Origin of the sequence: Pseudomonas sp. H26/SER47-MNA-CIBAN-0231 (genome assembly GCF_040310465.1) — a bacterium.
Lineage (GTDB): Bacteria > Pseudomonadota > Gammaproteobacteria > Pseudomonadales > Pseudomonadaceae > Aquipseudomonas > Aquipseudomonas atacamensis.
In genome coordinates this window covers 294118-311818 of the sequence record NZ_JBEOPW010000001.1, presented here as the reverse complement: position 1 = coordinate 311818, position 17701 = coordinate 294118, and the positions used below count along the sequence as shown (strand labels likewise).

The 17701-nt window shown below is 58.6% G+C and carries 20 protein-coding genes and 1 pseudogene; 7 read left to right on the top strand and 14 right to left on the bottom strand.

All coding sequences use genetic code 11. The features are described from left to right. Window positions 1–106: 106 nt before the first annotated feature. The 4 genes from AAEZ10_RS01470 to AAEZ10_RS01455 form a co-directional block, all read right to left on the bottom strand. On the bottom strand, window positions 107–547 hold the full coding sequence (locus AAEZ10_RS01470; protein ID WP_016775087.1) for a DUF3995 domain-containing protein: 441 nt from the start codon (window positions 545–547) through the stop codon (window positions 107–109). 92 nt (window positions 548–639) lie between these two features. Then, window positions 640–1656: an ABC transporter substrate-binding protein gene (locus tag AAEZ10_RS01465; protein WP_122507961.1), complete on the bottom strand. Its 1017-nt coding sequence runs from the start codon at window positions 1654–1656 to the stop codon at window positions 640–642. Between the two features lie 125 nt (window positions 1657–1781). Beyond that, on the bottom strand, window positions 1782–1979 hold the full coding sequence (locus tag AAEZ10_RS01460) for a hypothetical protein (protein WP_016775089.1): 198 nt from the start codon (window positions 1977–1979) through the stop codon (window positions 1782–1784). Beyond that, a complete protein-coding gene (locus AAEZ10_RS01455; RefSeq protein ID WP_024013252.1) occupies window positions 1976–2425 on the bottom strand; it encodes a hypothetical protein in 450 nt (149 codons plus the stop codon). The genes AAEZ10_RS01460 and AAEZ10_RS01455 overlap by 4 nt, the downstream gene beginning before the upstream one ends. Window positions 2426–2904: 479 nt before the next feature. Here AAEZ10_RS01455 and AAEZ10_RS01450 point away from each other — a divergent pair, with 479 nt between their 5' ends. Then, window positions 2905–3117: a hypothetical protein gene (locus AAEZ10_RS01450; RefSeq protein ID WP_241089655.1), complete on the top strand. Its 213-nt coding sequence runs from the start codon at window positions 2905–2907 to the stop codon at window positions 3115–3117. Between the two features lie 50 nt (window positions 3118–3167). Continuing rightward, complete coding sequence (locus AAEZ10_RS01445) at window positions 3168–3407, top strand: DUF2789 family protein (protein WP_041480818.1); 240 nt, start codon at window positions 3168–3170, stop codon at window positions 3405–3407. Between the two features lie 6 nt (window positions 3408–3413). On the opposite strand, the gene AAEZ10_RS01440 is transcribed toward AAEZ10_RS01445, so the two are convergent. The 3 genes from AAEZ10_RS01440 to AAEZ10_RS01430 form a co-directional block, all read right to left on the bottom strand. Further along, complete coding sequence (locus AAEZ10_RS01440; RefSeq protein ID WP_016775093.1) at window positions 3414–3617, bottom strand: hypothetical protein; 204 nt, start codon at window positions 3615–3617, stop codon at window positions 3414–3416. Window positions 3618–3726: 109 nt separating this feature from the next. Continuing rightward, a complete protein-coding gene (locus tag AAEZ10_RS01435; protein WP_422394755.1) occupies window positions 3727–4950 on the bottom strand; it encodes a methyl-accepting chemotaxis protein in 1224 nt (407 codons plus the stop codon). A gap of 609 nt (window positions 4951–5559) precedes the next feature. After that, window positions 5560–5964, bottom strand: coding sequence for a TraR/DksA family transcriptional regulator (locus AAEZ10_RS01430; RefSeq protein ID WP_016775095.1), 405 nt, complete (start codon window positions 5962–5964; stop codon window positions 5560–5562). A gap of 405 nt (window positions 5965–6369) precedes the next feature. On the opposite strand from AAEZ10_RS01430, the gene AAEZ10_RS01425 reads away from it, so the two are divergent. The 3 genes from AAEZ10_RS01425 (at window position 6370) to AAEZ10_RS01415 (ending at window position 9051) form a co-directional block, all read left to right on the top strand. After that, a complete protein-coding gene (locus AAEZ10_RS01425) occupies window positions 6370–7278 on the top strand; it encodes a MurR/RpiR family transcriptional regulator (protein WP_110645608.1) in 909 nt (302 codons plus the stop codon). 61 nt (window positions 7279–7339) lie between these two features. Next, complete coding sequence (locus tag AAEZ10_RS01420) at window positions 7340–7945, top strand: glutathione S-transferase (protein WP_122703947.1); 606 nt, start codon at window positions 7340–7342, stop codon at window positions 7943–7945. Between the two features lie 2 nt (window positions 7946–7947). Next, entirely contained in the window at window positions 7948–9051 is a 1104-nt protein-coding gene (locus AAEZ10_RS01415) for a DNA alkylation repair protein (RefSeq protein WP_350567160.1), read from the top strand. A gap of 108 nt (window positions 9052–9159) precedes the next feature. Here AAEZ10_RS01415 and AAEZ10_RS01410 read toward each other — a convergent pair whose 3' ends face one another. From AAEZ10_RS01410 to AAEZ10_RS01385, 6 genes are all read right to left on the bottom strand, one after another. Then, window positions 9160–9816: a DUF2931 family protein gene (locus tag AAEZ10_RS01410; protein WP_071172764.1), complete on the bottom strand. Its 657-nt coding sequence runs from the start codon at window positions 9814–9816 to the stop codon at window positions 9160–9162. Next, the gene (locus AAEZ10_RS01405; protein WP_350567157.1) at window positions 9816–11357 is read right to left on the bottom strand and encodes a phospholipase effector Tle1 domain-containing protein; all 1542 of its coding nucleotides are present in this window, start codon (window positions 11355–11357) and stop codon (window positions 9816–9818) included. Before AAEZ10_RS01405 ends, AAEZ10_RS01410 begins: the two co-directional genes overlap by 1 nt. 148 nt (window positions 11358–11505) lie before the next feature. Beyond that, the gene (gene arsH, locus AAEZ10_RS01400) at window positions 11506–12204 is read right to left on the bottom strand and encodes an arsenical resistance protein ArsH (protein ID WP_073471175.1); all 699 of its coding nucleotides are present in this window, start codon (window positions 12202–12204) and stop codon (window positions 11506–11508) included. Between the two features lie 9 nt (window positions 12205–12213). Then, window positions 12214–12684 carry an arsenate reductase ArsC gene (locus AAEZ10_RS01395; RefSeq protein WP_073471176.1) on the bottom strand — a complete coding sequence of 157 codons (471 nt, stop codon included), beginning with the start codon at window positions 12682–12684 and terminating at the stop codon, window positions 12214–12216. A 27-nt stretch (window positions 12685–12711) separates the two neighbouring features. Beyond that, window positions 12712–13059, bottom strand: coding sequence for a metalloregulator ArsR/SmtB family transcription factor (locus AAEZ10_RS01390; protein WP_016775103.1), 348 nt, complete (start codon window positions 13057–13059; stop codon window positions 12712–12714). A gap of 196 nt (window positions 13060–13255) precedes the next feature. Then, entirely contained in the window at window positions 13256–14140 is an 885-nt protein-coding gene (locus AAEZ10_RS01385; protein WP_350567152.1) for a LysR family transcriptional regulator, read from the bottom strand. A gap of 133 nt (window positions 14141–14273) precedes the next feature. Between AAEZ10_RS01385 and AAEZ10_RS01380 the strand changes: the two genes are divergently transcribed. Beyond that, window positions 14274–15935, top strand: a complete 1662-nt coding sequence (locus tag AAEZ10_RS01380) for a GMC family oxidoreductase (protein ID WP_350567149.1) — start codon at window positions 14274–14276, stop codon at window positions 15933–15935. Here AAEZ10_RS01380 and AAEZ10_RS01375 read toward each other — a convergent pair. Further along, window positions 15889–15987: pseudogene (locus AAEZ10_RS01375) on the bottom strand (metal ABC transporter ATP-binding protein); the annotation flags it as partial. The gene AAEZ10_RS01380 and the pseudogene AAEZ10_RS01375 sit on opposite strands and share 47 nt — an antisense overlap. Window positions 15988–16067: 80 nt before the next feature. On the opposite strand from AAEZ10_RS01375, the gene AAEZ10_RS01370 reads away from it, so the two are divergent. Next, window positions 16068–17690: an MFS transporter gene (locus tag AAEZ10_RS01370; protein ID WP_073471178.1), complete on the top strand. Its 1623-nt coding sequence runs from the start codon at window positions 16068–16070 to the stop codon at window positions 17688–17690. Window positions 17691–17701: the final 11 nt, after the last annotated feature.

The following is a 17701-nucleotide window of genomic DNA, read 5'->3' as shown; positions in this document are numbered from 1 at the left end:
TGGCGCCGGTGATGGCGCCATCGCTACAGTAGGAACGCGCCCTCGATTGTGGGAGCGAGCCTGCTCGCGAAGAGGCCAGTCGGGGCGTCGCCAATTCCGGATCGGCTCAAACCCAAGCCACCGCCAACAGCCCCGCGCCCAGCAGCGCACACAACGGCGAATACACCCAGGTATCCAGCCGCGCAAATCGCGAATCCTTCACTTCCTTGAAGAACCCGACCAGATTCGAATCACCGATCGCCCGAGCGAACATCAGCAACGCGATCGCGCTGATCACCCATTGCAGTGCCTTGTGCTGCACCGCCGGCACGCCCCAACCGACCCGCATACAAACCAGCGCGGCAATTATCAGCAGCACAGCCGCCACTGCCAGCGTCAGCCAGCCTGAGGGCTTGAAGGCCGGGCGTACCGTGGCGACGAAGCCTGACACCGGCACCTGCGGCACCACCACCGCAGCCGCCCATTGCCCACCCAACGCCCAATACACATGCATCAGGCCGATTGCCGCGAACACAGTCACCAGCCATTGAGCCAACACAAAGGTCATGGTTGAAATCCTTCAAAGGGATTTGAACAAACCATCGTAGTCGGATTTTTTGGCCGTGCACGACCGGTCGGCGGTGCACGGCGTTGACCGCGTTATTTCAGATCAGCCGTCACCTTGTCGGCCACATCCTTGGGCAGCCACGCCTGCCACACATCCGGATGCGCCTTCATGAACGCGACCGCCGCCTCACGAGGCGCGGTGTGCTTGTCACTCATCTCCGCCAATGCCTTGTTCAGTGGCTCGATGGGAAAATCGACCTTGCTGAAGAATTCGGCAATTTGCGGGTTCTGCTTTTGAAACGGCGTAGACACGCCAATCGACAGTTTCGATGCCAGCGAGCGGGTTGGTTTCGGATTGGGATTATCGGCGTCGGTCAGCGTCTTCCAAGCCTCGGCATCGAACGGCGGCTCTTCCAGTTGCACCAGTTTGAATTTGCCAAGCAGTGGCGTCGGCGACCAGTAATAGAACAGCACTGGTTTGCCGCGACGGATCGAAGAGCTGATCTCGGCATCCAGCGCAGCGCCGGAACCGCTGCGGAAGTTGGTGTAGTCGTCCTGCAAGCCGTACGCCGTGAGCTTCTGCTTGTTGACCACTTCCGAGGTCCAGCCGATCGGGCTGTTGAGGAAACGCCCTTTGCCCGGGCTTTCCGGGTCCTTGAACACGTCCTTGTATTTCTTCAGATCAGTGACACTGCGCAGATCCGGCGCCAACGGTTTGATGCCTTTGGCCGGGTCGCCCTTGATCACGTATTCCGGCACCCACCAGCCTTCAGTGGCGCCCTTTACCGTATCGCCCAGACCGACGACCTTGCCCTCGGCTTCGGCCTTGACCCAGACCGGACTGCGCCCGGCCCACTCCTCGCCAATCACCTGGATGTCATTGTTGGCCAGCGCGGTCTCAAGGGTAATCGTGGTACCCGGCAAGGTATCGGTCGGCAAGCCGTAGCCTTTCTCGACGATCACCCGCAGCACCTCGGTGATCAGGCTGCCGCTTTCCCAGTTCAGGTCAGCAAAGTGGATCGGCGCCTGTGCCGCCTGCAGCGATTGCGCTGACGTCAGCAAACCAAAGGTGGCCACGCTGGCGGCCAGTAACCGTCGAAATCCGTTCATGCATCACACCTCGTGCTGTTCACAGCAATGGCAGTTGGCCTGACAGAAACGCAAGCCTCTGAATGACTCAGTCAACTGACTTTAGCCGAGGTTCCTGCTTTTTCCGGGGTCTACCGTGCGCGAGGTTACGTTTCAGACTTTTCCTGCAGGCTTTGCAGCTCACGTCTGACCATGCTGGCGTATGCCGCCGGTTGCAATGCGTAGAGCTGCGACGCCACCCAACTCAGCCAGGCACCTTGCAGTTCGGCCTTGCGGGCGAACAGGCGCTGCGCGTCTTCGCGTGCGCTGTCGAGATTTTGCGAATGGAAGTGCGCGCGGCTCACTCGCTGGCCTTGAAGGAAATCAGTTCACCTTTGCGCCATTTGGCAGCCTTGGCGGTGACAGCTTTCAAGGTTTTGGTCAGGCCTTCCTGCAATTGTTCATTGGCGGCGAACACCGTGACGACGCTATGACCTTCCTTGAACAGAATCGCGTGACCGTCGGCCGTACTGACAAATGCGTAGTCGCCCAAGCCGTAAACCGTGAGTTTGATGTCGCGAAAACGAATGTCCATCTTGCCGCCTTCACGGCTGGGCAACACTGACGCGATGAAATGGTCGCCAACCTTGAGTTTGAGCCCCGGTTTGTCATCGACTACCAATGCACTTTCGGTATCGATTTCGGCGATGTAAATGCCTTCGGCGTTTTGCTCGGTGATGTAAACAAAACGTGATTGGAATTGCTTGACCAGCTTTGCACGCAAATCACCCAGCACGAACAAAGCATGCATATCGAGGTTACTGACTGCCAAAGAAACATCCCCACATTTGAAAAACCGTGCAGCGGAAAACACGCACGGCAAAAAACGGCAATGCCGATGAAAACTGCAAAATCACTCAAAAACCCGAAGCGAGCGAAGCGCTCTTGATCGCGAGGTTCGTAGACTACTGGATTGTCATTAGTGAAACCCGCTCTGAAGTCGGCAAACCTTGAAGGAAAAAGCCTCAAGTGTGACTGGAGCAAGATCTGACTACGAACTTCAGGGAAATTTCTCACGAAAAAAAGCACTTTTCCGACATATCGCTGGCGAAAAATTGCTTTAGATAAGCCCGGTCGTCAACAGGTACTGGCGATTCTAGAGCAGCGATGCTCCTTACGACTACCCGCAACGGCCGTTAAATCCCGGCCGACTGATGAAAAGGACTTCATATGTGCACTTTGACTCATTTTGCCACGTCGGCCGACGCGCGAATCAACACACCTCTGACGATGAAGGTTGCCGACCTCGACAACCCTCCGACATCTTCTAACAATCATCGCCCCCCGCACTTTCAAGTGGTGCCGGCGGGTATTGCGTTCTTTCACATCAAGGAGATATCCACGGGACGTGTCAGAGGTTTCCGCGGCAATCACAACGAAGCCTGCGCCCTCGCCCGCTCGCTTGAATCAAAAATCGAACTCCGCGCCAGCGCCTGCCTCTGATAAGGGGAGTGAACGAACAAGCCGCACCGGCACCGACCCAGGAGTAGATGATGGAACTGCCAACCGAGCTTAACCTGACCACCCTTTTCGAACAGCTGGGCCTGCCCTCGGATGAGGCGTCGATCAATGACTTTGTCGAAGCACATCCGCTGGACTCTGATACCAAACTCATCGAGGCCGATTTCTGGTCGGCTCAACAGGCGCAACTACTCAAAGAGTGGCTGCGTGCGGACGGCGAAGAAGCGGTAATTGTCGATGAGCTGAACGTGCGCCTGCATCGCGGTAAATAAGGGCGATCAGTGCAGGCTGTCGCCGGGCTCGATGTTCAGTTGTTCGAGCCAGGCAGCCTTGCACTCCTCCGCTTCATCGCGACTGGCGAAGGCTGTGCCGCGTCGCTCACCGTTGAGCAAAACTACCCAGCAAACACTGCGCCCCATCGCGCGTAAGCCGGCCGGAACACCGCTGCCGATCATCACTGCCACGTCTACCCTGCACTGCATGTGCCCTCCGAGATAATTAGCTACCTAACTAAGTCGTCAGATTAATGCTTTCCGTCGAGGGGAAACAGCAACCGCCGTGCACAGATTCATTGCGTCAACGGTAATAATCTCAGCGCGGATGCTCAGGTTTATAGCCCAGACGCAACCCGCCCCAGTGTCGGCCCTTGATCATGATCGGCACCGATAAATCATGCATCAGCTCACCCGTATCGCGCGTGTAAGTCTGCAACAGCACCGGTTGCTGATGGCTGCCGCAGCGGATACCGGTGCGGTCAGCGAATTTGCGTTTGGTGCGGTTATTTACCGTGTCGACCTGCACATCGCCGGTCAATGGCTGGTTGAATGCCTGGTTGTGCGTCGGTACATAACCCTGCTGCGTGCAGGCAATCGCAAAAACCAGCCCTTCATGACGCGCCAATAAAGGTTCTTGAATCGCCGGCAGGACCTGATCGGTGTATCGATCAAAGCGGGTTTGAAATTTGGCTGGTTCGGTGCCCGGAATCAGCTGGTAGCTGCGATCGAACAGGTCATCCAGGCTGATCCGCCCCTGTTCAACATCCGCTTCGAAACGCGCGGCAATCTGGCTCGCACCTTCACGGGCCAAGTCATAAATGCGCTGGTGATAGTCATCCAGGCCGACCTCGGCCAAGCGCTCGCTGATAGTTTCCGCCTGCCCTTCCATATGCACAGCGGCCTCGGCGAGGCGGCGGGTCTGCTGATCGCTGATCGCCAGATCACTACGCATTTGCTCAATCGCGCTGAACAATGCATCAAGCTGCTCGCGATTGGTTTGCGCGCCACGGGCGATTTCGCTGACCTGGGTTTCCACTCCGGCGGCAAGTCGCGCGATGTTCTCCAGATGCTGACCGGTGTGCTCGACCTGTTCGACGCCGGTGTGCAGATCGCTCGACAACTCGCGAATCTGCGCCACCACTTGCGCGGTGCGTTGCTGAATGTCAGCGACCATCTCACCGACCTCACCCGTGGCCGCCGCCGTACGCGCGGCCAGTCCGCGCACCTCGTCGGCGACCACAGCGAAACCGCGACCATGCTCACCGGCCCGGGCTGCCTCAATCGCAGCGTTCAACGCCAACAGGTTGGTCTGGCTGGCAATCGACTGGATCACCAGCGTTACCCGCTGAATGTCGTCGCTGCGCACACTCAGGGCCTCGATCAATTCGCGGCTGGCGTTGGCGCGCTGACTGAGTTGCTGCATGCGCGAAATCGAGTCGAGCAGTTCGCTGCGCCCCGCCGCGCTGCTGTGATGCGCTTGGCTGGCGGCATCCAGTGCTTCGCGGCTGAGCTGTGAAGTCGCCTGTTCGGTGGCGATCATCACCTCGGCATTGCTGACGATCTGCGCCGCCGCGTCGAGTTGCGATTCGAGTTTGTTCGCCAGCGCCTTGACCGAGAACGCCACGCCGGCGGCTGACAGTGCGTTGTGACTGGTGGTGTAGGAAAGATCGCGGGTCAGTGCGGACAATGCGCTCGCACTATCGACCGGGACAGCAACAGGAGCGCTGCGCGAACGCAGGCGCGGCAGCCAGACAATCAGTATCGCCAGCGGCATGCCGAGGTAGAGCGACCACTCGGCCATAGCCATGCCGGCCAGCAACAGCATCAGGGCGATGCTTTGCAGGGTCGGCGCGATCCAGCGGTTTTTCGGCAAAAGCACTGGTGCAGGCAGCGCCGCAACCAGAGATCCATCTCTCGTCATCTTGATCACCCCACGTTTGTTCTCATTGTTGTGACTGCATTAAACGCCACTACAACGCCATTATCCATGGTCCGTTAGTCGTGGGGTCTGTGGCAGGTCAATGGAACGACGGGGGAAATAGCGCAGACGAGCAAAAACAAAGATCGCAGCCTCCCGCAACTCCATGTAGAAGCTGCCGAAGGCTGCGATCTCTTGCAGGCGCCCCCCTATTCAGGGGCCGCCATGGAATCAGGCCTGACGCTGGTGCTTGTCGATCTGCTCGTGACGCTCCTGAGCTTCGATGCAGTATTTGGTGGTCGGGCTGATCAGCAGGCGCTTCAGGCCGATGGCCTCGCCGCTGTCGTCGCACCAGCCAAAGCTGTCGTCCTTGATGCGCTCAAGGGCTTGTTCCAGTTGCGGCAGCATGCGCTGGTCGCGATCGATCGCGTTGACCAGCCAGGTGCGCTCTTCTTCAACCGAAGCCGCGTCCGCCGGGTCAGCCGGGGTATCCAGGCTTTCGATGGCGATACGATTTTGCTCAATGCGCTCGTGGGTTTCGACTTTCATGTTCTGCAACAGCTCAGTGAAGAAAGCGTGTTGCTCTGCATTCATGTAGTCATCTGCCGGCATAGCCAGCAACTTGTCCTTTGTCATTGATATCTCTATAAAAAAACGTGCATTAAGGCGAATAAGGGAGCGTTTCGGCGAACCGTGTCGGCCGTCGAAAAGGCATCGTTTTATTGCAAACGCCACCCGGCACTCAATTTACGAGGGGCGGCAGTCTAAGGCCCGATCAAGACCTCAGCAACTGTAAATACAGGGAATTTGTCCGACAGGACCTGGAAACTGCTCTGACACAGGCTTCACACGGCCATCGGAGTGCGTTTATAGCAAGAAATTCACTCCAGCGGCTGTATATAGAAGACAAACGGCTAACCATCCCGCCAGCGACAGCCGAGATTATTCTCGCAAGGTGCATCGTTTCAGCCCGGCAGAGCATACGCAGCCCTTCTATTATCAGGCCCACCGCGTGCTCAACTCGCCTGAAGGATGCTGCCCATGCCCCGCCCCGCTCTGCCGGCCAAAGACGAAATTTCCTTCGCCAGCCCGCCGGTCAACGCCGAGCGCCTGCTGCAAATGATCAGCGAAGAGTATGACGCCCTGCCGCGCCAGCTCAAACGCGTGGCCAGCTACATCAGCCAGCAGAGCGAGCGAATCATGGTCGACCGCATCAGCGACATCGCCCGCGAGTGCGAAGTGCATCCGTCAGCCATTGTGCGGTTCTCGCAACGTTTCGGGTTCAGCGGCTTCAGCGAGATGCAGGCGCTGTTCCGCCAGGCCTGGACGCACAAAACCACACCAGCGCAAAACTATCAGCAACGCATCCGTAGCCTGATCGCCAACAACTCGCAGACCGCCAACAGCGGCGACCTGGCCCGCGAGTGCATCGACGCAACGCTCTCGGGCATTGAACGCTTGGGCCGCGAACTGGACGAGGTGGCGTTCGATACAGCCGTCGATCTCATCGTCAATGCCGACGACATCTATGTGGTCGGAGTCCGCCGCTCGTTCGCCGTCGCCGATTATCTGGTTTACAACTTGCAACATACGCAGAAACGCATTCATCTGGTTTCCGGCATCGGCGGCAGCTATCGCGAGCAAATGCGCAGCGTGCGCGCCAACGATCTGGTCATCGCCATCAGTTTTGTACCCTACGCGAAGGAAACCCAACACTGCCTGCGCTTCGCCCGGCAGCAAGACGCCAATGCCCTGATCATCACTGACAGCCCTCTTTCGCCACTGGCGAAACTTGCCAATAGCGTGTTGCTGGTCAATGAAGGCAGTGCGCTGGCCTTTCGTTCGCTCAGTGCAACGCTGTGTTTGTGCCAGGCGCTGTTTGTGGCAGTGGCGTATCGGCTGGGCTTGAACGTCGATGAAATTCACGAGCAGGCTGGATTCGACGACTGACAATTGCCTCTTGCTCGGCTAGGTTATGCGTTCCCACCGGTTCGACTTGAAGGAACGCGTCATGAAACTGATCGGCATGCTCGACTCCCCTTACGTGCGCCGCGTAGCAATCTCCGCCAAATGCCTGGGGATCGACCTCGAACACGAGTCGGTCTCGGTGTTCCGCCACTTCGAACGATTCCAGCAGATCAACCCGGTGGTCAAAGCGCCCACGCTGATCCTCGACGACGGCGTGGTCCTGATGGACTCGACCCTCATCCTCGATTACCTCGAAGCCAGCTCCGGCAAAAGCCTGCTGCCAAGCGATCTCAAACAACGTGCCCAGGCCCTGCGCCTGATCGGGCTCAGTCTCGCCGCCTGCGAAAAAGCCGTGCAGCTCTACTACGAACGCAACCTGCGCCCGGCCGACATTCAATATCGGCCGTGGGTCGAACGCGTCGAAGGCCAGCTCGCCGCCGCATTTACCGCGCTGGAAAAAGAACTTGAACACAGTGACTTGCCTGTCGACGGCTCCCTCGCCCAGACCGGCATCAGCCTGGCGGTTGCCTGGAGCTTCACCGAACTCGTCATACCCGATCAGATCGACGCAACACGCTTTCCGCGTATCGCCGAGTACACCGCCTACGCAGAAGGCACCGATGCGTTCATCAGCACACCGATGAACTGATCATGAGCTCCAACGACACCGCCGCCCCGGCGTTAAAGGAAATCTTCAACGCCGAGCGCTTGCAGCACATCGCTGACGAAATGAGCGCGGTGTACCCGGCGTTCAAGTCCAAGACGTTTCTCAAACACGCCCAGGACGGACTCGCTGAACTGTCAGTAATGCAACGCATGGCGCGTGTCAGCGAAAGCCTGCATGCCGTGTTGCCGCTGGATTACCAAGATTCCCTCGAAGTGCTTTTCGAACTCGCGCCACGGCTGAACAGCGGATTCGTCAGCATGTGCCTCCCACACTACGTCGCGAGCTATGGCGGGCACGCGTTCGGTACCTCCATGGATGCCCTGAAATACTTCACCACCTTCGGCTCCTCCGAATTCGCCATCCGTTACTTTCTGCGCAGCGACCTCGAGCGCTCGCTGGAACGAATGCATGACTGGACCCGCGAAGAAAACCATCACGTCCGCCGACTAGCCAGCGAAGGCAGCCGCCCTCGCCTGCCGTGGTCCTTTCGGTTGGAAGCGGTGCAAGCTGATCCGCTGCTGGCCGCCGGGATACTGGATCGGTTGAAGGCGGACGAGAGCTTGTACGTGCGCAAGTCCGTGGCGAATCATTTGAATGACGTGACGAAGGTGCATCCGGAGTGGGTGCTGGACACGATTGAAGGTTGGTCGCTGGACAACAAGCATACGGCCTGGATTGCCAAGCATGCGCTGCGCAGTTTGATCAAACAGGGCGACGTGCGCGCGCTGACGGTGATTGGCGCAGGGGCGAAGGCTGAGGTTGAGTTGTTGGATGTGCGGGTCGAGCCGGCGGTGGTGAGGTTGGGCGAAGCGATTACTTTGTCGTTTACGGTGAAGTCCATGGTGGCGCACGAGCAAAGGCTGGTGATTGATTATGCGATTGAGTATGTGAAGGCGAATGGCGGGGTTTCGAGGAAGGTTTTCAAGTTGAAGACTCTGGGATTAGCGGGTTTCGGGACTGAGGTAGTGCGACGGAATCAAGTCATCAAGGATTTTACGACGCGCAAGCATTTTGCCGGGCGACATGGGGTGCAGGTGATGGTTAATGGGGAGGTGTTGGGTAGTGCGGCGTTTGAGGTTTTGATTTGAGGCGTGAGTTGTTTATTCACCAAAACAGCCGGTAGCGGATCAGTGCACTGGCAGCCGTGCATCGACATTGCGCGCGGCGGCACAGTGGACGACTAACGGCTTCAGCGCTTACCAACTTCCGTATGGAATGCCGAATTTCTCGATATAGCGCTTGGACTTTTCGCTGACGGGATAGGCGTAGCGACCACCGTTTTTCCCAAGCTCCGGCCCTAGCGGCTCAATCTCGCCTTGCGCTCGAGCAACCTTTATCGGTCGATGACATGAGTCTCTTACCCACACCTGAACAACACCGCCCGGAGCAAGTCCCAAGTAAACAGAGGCCATGAAGCGTGCTGTCCTGTCAGGTCTCTCGGGGCACCGTTGACTGGTAGAAGTCACCATTATCTGTCTGGCATTCTCTGGAATATCCACCCACGCTTGCCACGTTTTCTGTTCAACGATTGATTGCCAGCGAACATAGATACGAATGGGTAGATCGGCCCCCACCACTCTTTTACCGCTGCCCCCCACCCCTGTCCAGCCGCGAGCAGAGTCAGTACCGTCTTCAGGCTCTCCGCCCGCAGCAGTCCCTCCACCGGTTCTAAAGAAAACTCTGCCGGTTATGTCCTGCACCGAACTGTCCTCCACCCATACCTTCATGTAATCGGGCTCAGTGAAAGCCAGCTCCCACCATTTCGACTTTGGATCGCTCTTGGCTGAGAGCAGATCAGAAGACTGGCAACCCGTTATGCATACGCCAAGTAGCAGGGCGACAAATAATTTCATTACCAAAGAGTCCAGTCAGGTACGTGAGGATGCTGCACGCGAATCGCGTCTGCGGTGGGCGCATTGATATAGACGGCGCGGACTCCACTGCCGTCTCTTCTTCCAAGAGGGTGATTCCAATTTGCGGACATGTGTATGTATTTCAACCTCAGCAGGTTCTCCTCTTGCTGAGTTGTGGTGTAGTCACCTGCGACAAATCGGTCGCACAACGCCTGAAGCTCTGACGGGACCTCCAAAGCAGCCGTGGCTGGAATATCATCGAAGCGAACCCCCTTTTCTTTTGCCAAGCTATGCATCACCCGAAGATATACCCTCGACAACAACCCGCTTACGGGACGTTTGAGTTGCAGAGCCGCATAGACGCGCTTTCTACGGGGACTGAGCCGGTCCTGTTGATCCACGGGCAGGAGAAGCGCATCCGGCGTAACAATTTCCAGCAGATCTTCGGGCCACCCCCTTGAGATCCACTCATTTTTAATAACCATGGCATCGCGGTAGATCGACGTAGTAGATACATCGGTAAACTTCGAGACCTCAAGCGTTTGCATTGGACTGACGAGTACACACTCTTCAATGTCATCGCGGTAACCGCCGCCGATGTCGGAATGCACCCCTGGAAGAATGACTTCCAAGTGGTCGGCTTTAACGCGACTCAATGCGAAATTAGCGCGATATTCGTCCCGCGCCGACAGCTGAACGACGTCAGTAAAAAACCGCCGGTCGAGGTAGAGCTTGATACCCGTGGCCACAGGACTTTTAACGTTGCCAAAATTCGACCAGCCAGCAACCGACGGCACAGTGTCGAACAGCCCGATGAATCCCATGTTGATGCTGCCTTGGTACTGATCGATGAAGGTGCGACTAAAGTCGCTCGCATTGTTGCGCAATACATCTCCGAGTGGCCCTTGTTTTCCGCGGACGACTGCATTGGCAAAATGCCTCGCGGCAGCTGCGCCTCGACTAAATCCGAACGTATCGAAAGTCAGAGAGGTAATTTCACTGTTTGGATTTTCGTTAATTACATCTTCAATACGCGATTTGATCTCGCTAAATGATTGTTGGACACGACCCGCTATACCCGTGTCTCCGCGGCCCGTGCCCGCTCCGAATGTACTGTCCTCTTCTCCCGATTGAGTGCCAATCCCCTCTATGTACACCCTGCGAAACGCCCGCTTGTGCGAGCCGTCTCCTTCGGCTTTCTGAGGTGCGAAGTACAGTTCGCTCAGTTTGTAAACGTTGGTTGTTTCATTGGCATAGCTACTATCTGGATTGCGCATATAGGGCTTGCAACTGGCATCGATATCCTCAGGCGCAATCGGATGCTGAGCGCCACACAACAACCCCGCAGCAGAGTTGTTCGCATTGTTGCCCGTGCCATCAAAGAACACCCCGATCCTCAACGCAATCCCGATTTTCTCAGGCTCGCGCGCGGGCTGTTTCCCATGCTTCTCATACTCCGCCCAATGCTGGGCGTGTATGTCAACGGGTTTGGCTTCTTCGTAGCGATAGTTTTTCGGCGGGTTTGGAACGTAGCCACTCAATCCTTGATTCCTTCTGATCCTTGAAGAACGGCCAGAAGGGTGACAGCCGGGAGGGAGCGGTGCAAGCCGTGGCGGTGTGCCAGCCATGGAGCGTCAGTGCGAGCAGGCTCACTCCCAAAAAGGAATGAACCTGGCTGGGGATGACGGGTCAGATCGACCGCTGATTCACCCGCGCCATCAACTGTTCAGCACTTTCCTTGCGCTCGGAATAGCGGTCCACCAGGTGCGCCTGCTGCCCACGCAGCAGCACGGTGAACTTCACCAGTTCTTCCATCACATCCACCACACGGTCGTAGAACGGCGAAGGTTTCATCCGCCCGGCCTCGTCGAACTCCATATAGGCCTTCGGCACCGAGGATTGGTTGGGGATGGTGAACATGCGCATCCAGCGGCCGAGGACGCGTAGTTGGTTGACCACGTTGAACGACTGCGAGCCGCCGCAGACTTGCATCACCGCCAGGGTTTTGCCTTGGGTCGGGCGCACAGCGCCGAGTTCCAGCGGGATCCAGTCGATCTGCGCTTTGAACACGGCGGACATCGCGCCGTGGCGTTCCGGCGAGCACCAGACCTGGCCTTCCGACCACAACACCAGATCGCGCAATTCCTGCACCTTGGGATGGTCGACCGGGACGTCGTCGGGCAATGGCAAACCGGATGGGTTGAAGATCCGCGTTTCGGCGCCAAAGTGTTCGAGCAGGCGCGCGGCCTCCTCGACCAGCAAGCGGCTGAACGAGCGCTCGCGGGTCGAGCCGTAGAGAAGAAGGATGCGCGGTTTGTGTTCGCCGACATTCGATGGCTTAACAGCGTCGATCAGACTTGTGTCGAGGTTGGGCAGATGGTCTGACATGAAGCCTCCTTACAGCGTGCCGATGCGGTCGAGTTCGGCTTTCAGTTGCTCGCGACTGAGCGAGTGAAACGGCAGATCGAGGAAGGCCTGGCAGCGTTCACCGATGCGCATCAGAGTGGCTTGGAATGCCGCGTCGATTGCCGCTTCGTCGCCCTGCACTTCGGACGGATCTTCCAGTCCCCAATGCGTTTTCAGCGCCGGACCGAAATACACCGGACAGGTTTCGCCGGCGGCTTTGTCGCAGACAGTGATGACGATATCCGGCGGGTTGTTTGCGAAGGCATCGTTGCCTTTGCTGTGCAACCCGTCGATGGCGATGCCGTGCTTTTGCAACGTCGACAGGCTGCGCGGCAGGACCTGGCCTTTGGGAAAACTGCCGGCACTCACCGCTTGGAAACCAGCGGGAGCCAGGTGATTGAACATGGCTTCGGAAAGAATGCTGCGGCAGCTATTGGCCGTGCACATGAACAGGACTCGCATTGATGCGCTCCGTAGATAGTGGAAGATTCAGCAGCAGGCGCGTTCGCGCACGGGACGGCCATCCATGTTTTGCAGGCGCGCGGCGTTGTCCTTGAGCCAATCGGCATTGGCCTTGGATGTCAGCTGAAGGATTTCGCCAATCCATGCCGGCAGTTCCGGATTGAGGCGGTAATACACCCACTGGCCCTGACGGCGGTCGAGCAGCAAACCATTACTGCGCAGTTGCGCGAGATGACGGCTGATTTTCGGCTGGCTGTCGTCGAGCGCACACATCAACTCGCAAACGCAGAGTTCACCTTGCTCGGCGATGAGCAGGATGGCGCGGACGCGGGTTTCGTCGGCGAGGCTTTTGAAGACTTCGGTGGGGGTGATCATGGTGATCGGCTCGCCATATGCGGGAAATCGAATATACGGATATCCATATATTTATCAACCCGTGAAAGCAGCCACGGTGAATAAACGTGTGGGAGCGAGCCTGCTCGCGAAGGCGGTGTGTCAGTCAGCATCGATGTTGCTGAAAGATTGCCTTCGCGAGCAGGCTCGCTCCCACAGAGGGATGGGGTGCGTCAGGTTAACCGCGCAATAGGCCCTGCTCGGCCTCACACAACCCCACCACATAATCCCAGACCACCCGCAACCGCACGGATTTGTGCAGCTCCCGGCGGGTGCTGATCCAGTAGCTGCGCTCGATGCTTTCATCCGGCAACAGTGCCACCAGATCCGGGTCGGACGCGGCCATGTAACACGGCAGCACGGCGATGCCCAACCCCGAGCGCGCCGCTTCCTGTTGGGCGATGACGCTGGTGCTGTGAAACACCACGCGCGGGCTGCGGCAGAAGCTGTTGAGGAACATCAGTTCCTGACTGAACAGCAGGTCGTCAACGTAACCGATCCACGGATGTCGGCCCAGGTCTTCGCGGCTGTGCAGTGGCGGTGCGTTGTCGAGGTAGGTTTGGCTGGCGTACAGCGCGAGTCGATAGTCAGTGAGCTTGCGCGTGACCAGCATGTCGGCGGATGGCCGTTCAAGGTGGATGCTGATCTCCGCTTCACGGTTGAGGATGCTGACAAAGCGCGGCACTGCAACCAGTTCCACCTCCAATCCCGGATAACGCTCGAACAAGCCAATCATGCGACTGGCGAGAAACTTGATGCCGAGGCCTTCGGTGACGCCGACGCGGATCTTGCCCAGCGGCGCGGTGGACTGGGTGATTTCTTCCTGCGCCAGCAGCGCGACGTTTTCCATCGCTTCGGCGTGCTTGAGCAGCGCCTCCCCCGCCGGGGTCATTTCATAGCCCTGGGCGTGCTGGACGAACAGCGCCGTGCCGAGGCTTTTCTCGATCGATTCAATATGCCGCGCCACTGTCGCGTGGGTGGTGTTGAGCCGGCGCGCGGCAGTGAGTAGGCGGCCGCTGCGTTGCAGCTCGAGGAAAAAGCGCAGGTCGTTCCAGTCGAACATGGCAGGTCCTTGTCAGCTGTCGTCACTTCGGGCTGTTTGAAAACGCACAGCGGCTGCGCAAAAACTAACATTCTTTTAACGAAAGCTAACAACTAGAGTGTCCGACAATAAAAACAAAAAGCGAGGTCAGGGCATGCACACGTCCCTGGATGAATTCGACTACATCGTGGTCGGCGCCGGCCCCGCCGGTTGCTTGCTGGCCAACCGGCTCTCAGCGGATCCACAGCAACGGGTGTTGCTGCTCGAAGCCGGCGGACGCGACAACTACGCCTGGATTCATATTCCTGTGGGTTACCTGTTCTGCATCGGTAACCCGCGCACTGATTGGTGCTTCAAAACCGAACAACAACCCGGCCTCAATGGCCGCGCGCTGAGTTATCCGCGCGGCAAGGTGCTGGGCGGCTGTTCGTCGATCAACGGCATGATCTACATGCGCGGCCAGGCCGGCGACTATGACGGCTGGGCGGCAGCGGGCAATCCGGGCTGGGCCTGGAAAGACGTGCTGCCGCTGTTCAAACAGAGCGAAAATCACTTTGCCGGCGGCGCTGAATTTCATGGTGATCAGGGTGAATGGCGAGTCGAACAGCAGCGCCTGTCGTGGCCGATTCTGGATGCCTTTCGCAGCGCTGCCGAGCAAAGCGGCATCGCCAGCATCAATGACTTCAACCAGGGCGACAACGAGGGCTGCGGCTACTTTCAGGTCAACCAGAAAGCCGGGGTGCGCTGGAACGCGGCCAAGGCCTTTTTGAAACCGCTGCGCAGCCGGGCGAACCTGACCGTGCTGACCGGCGTCGAGGTTGATCGTGTGTTGCTGGAGGACGGCCGCGCGGCGAAAGTTAGCGCGCAGCATGAAGGCCAGACCAGACAGTTCAAGGCGCGCAAGGAGATTGTCTTGTGCGCCGGCTCGGTCGGCTCGCCGAGCATTCTGCAGCGCTCCGGCATAGGTCCGCGGCCGCTGCTCGAACGCTTAGGGATAGGCGTGATTCATGAGCTGCCGGGCGTCGGCGGCAACCTGCAGGATCACCTGCAACTGCGCCTGATCTACAGGCTGGAAAACGCCCGCACCCTGAACCAGATCGCCGGCAGCGTGTGGGGCAAGATGGGCATGGGCCTGCGTTATCTGTACGACCGCAGCGGGCCGCTGTCGATGGCGCCGAGTCAGTTGGGTGCATTCGCCCGCTCCGGCCCTGAGCAAACCTCGGCGAACCTGCAATATCACGTGCAACCGCTGTCGCTGGAGCGCTTTGGCGAGCCGTTGCACAGCTTCCCGGCGTTCACGGCCTCGGTGTGCGACCTGCGCCCGCAGAGCCGTGGGCGCATCGACATTCGCTCAGCCGATCCGCAAGCGGCGCCGCTGATCCAGCCCAATTACCTCAGCCATCCAGAGGATCTGCGCGTCGCCGCCGATGCGATTCGCCTGACCCGGCGCATCGTCAGCGCCCCTGCCCTGCAAGCGTTCAAACCGGTGGAATACCTGCCCGGCGACAGCTTGCAAAGCGAAGAACAATTGCATGAAGCGGCGGCGAAAATCGGCACGACGATTTTCCATCCGGTCGGCACCTGCCGCATGGGCAACGACGGTGACGCAGTGGTCGATGCGCAATTGCGCGTGCATGGCGTACCGGGTCTGCGCGTCGCCGATGCGTCGATCATGCCAAGAATTACCTCGGGTAATACCTGTTCGCCTACGCTGATGATTGCCGAGAAGGCGGCACAACTGATTTTGTCCAGACCTGCAGATATTTCCCCTGTGGGAGCGAGCCTGCTCGCGAATGCGGTAGCTCACTCAGCCTAGAAGTTGACTGACAAAAAGCTTTCGCGAGCAGGCTCGCTCCCACAGGAATCATCACCAGACTCAGGCATCGCGCATTACCGGACACGCAACACCAGTGGAACAACAAAAACAATCACTGTGAGGGATACCGATATGTCAGAACACGTTCAGCCGCTGGACGCTGCGGGCAGCGCCGAGACCAGCAACGCCACGCAGAAAGTCATCTTCGCCTCGTCACTCGGGACGGTGTTCGAGTGGTATGACTTCTTCCTCTACGGCGCCCTCGCGGCGGTGATCAGCAAGCAGTTCTTCGCCGGGGTCAACGACACCACGGCATTCATCTTCGCGCTGATGGCATTCGCCGCCGGCTTCATCGTTCGGCCGTTCGGTGCGCTGGTATTCGGCCGTCTGGGTGACATGATCGGACGCAAATACACCTTTCTGGCGACGATCATTCTGATGGGCGTGGCGACGTTCTGCGTCGGCCTGCTGCCGACCTACGCCAGCATCGGCATCGCCGCGCCGATCATCCTGGTGGTGCTGCGCATGCTTCAGGGCCTGGCGCTCGGTGGCGAATACGGTGGTGCGGCGACCTACGTGGCCGAGCACGCGCCCATCGGCAAACGCGGCTTCCACACCAGTTGGATTCAATCCACCGCGACCCTCGGCCTGCTGCTCTCGCTGCTGGTAGTGCTCGGTTGCCGCTACTTCACCGGCGACCAGTTTGAAGTCTGGGGCTGGCGCATTCCGTTCCTGCTGTCGATCGTGCTGCTGGGTATTTCCACCTGGATTCGCCTGAGCCTGCACGAGTCGCCGGCCTACCTGAAAATGAAGGAAGAAGGCAAAACCTCGAAGGCACCGATCCGCGAATCCTTCGGCAAATGGGAAAACCTCAAAGTCGTGCTGATCGCGCTGTTCAGCATCAACGCCGGGCAAGCGGTGACCTTTTACGCCGCGCAGTTCTACGTGCTGTTCTTCCTCACCCAGTTCCTGAAAATGGACCCGGCGGTGGCCAACAGTCTGCTGATCGTCAGCGTGGTGATCGGCGCGCCGTTCTTCATCTTTTTCGGCTGGCTCTCGGACAAGGTCGGACGCAAACCCGTGCTGATGCTCGGCCTGCTGCTGGCGACCGCACTGTACTTCCCGATCTTCAAGTCCTTGGCCCACTACGCCAATCCGGCGATCGATCAGGCCAGCCGTCAGGCGCCGATCACCGTCCTCGCCGACCCCGCCACTTGCACCTTCCAGTTCGATCCGGTGGGCAAGGCTAAATTCGACAGCCCCTGCGACAAGGTCAAAACCTTCCTGGTCAAACAAGGCCTGCCCTACTCCAGCGTTGCTGCGCCTGCGGGCAGCGCCGTGCAAGTGAGTGTCGGCGACGTGAAGCTGGATGGTTTCGATGAGGCGGCACTGCGCGGCGCGATCACCCTCGCCGGCTACCCGCAACAAGCCGATATGCAGCAGATCAACAAACCGATGATCGTCGCCCTGATCGTCGCCCTGATCATCATCTCGGCCATGTGCTACGGCCCGCTGGCCGCGTTGATGGTCGAACTGTTCCCGACGCGCATTCGCTACACCTCGATGTCGCTGCCCTACCACATCGGCAACGGCTGGTTTGGCGGCTTCCTGCCCACCGTGTCGTTTGCGCTGGTGGTGTACACCGGGGATATTTTCTATGGGCTGTGGTATCCGGTGCTGATCACCGGGGTGAGCCTGGTGGTGGGGATGATCTGTCTGCGTGAGACGAAGAATATCGATCTCGACAAAAACTGAAAAACCCGCTG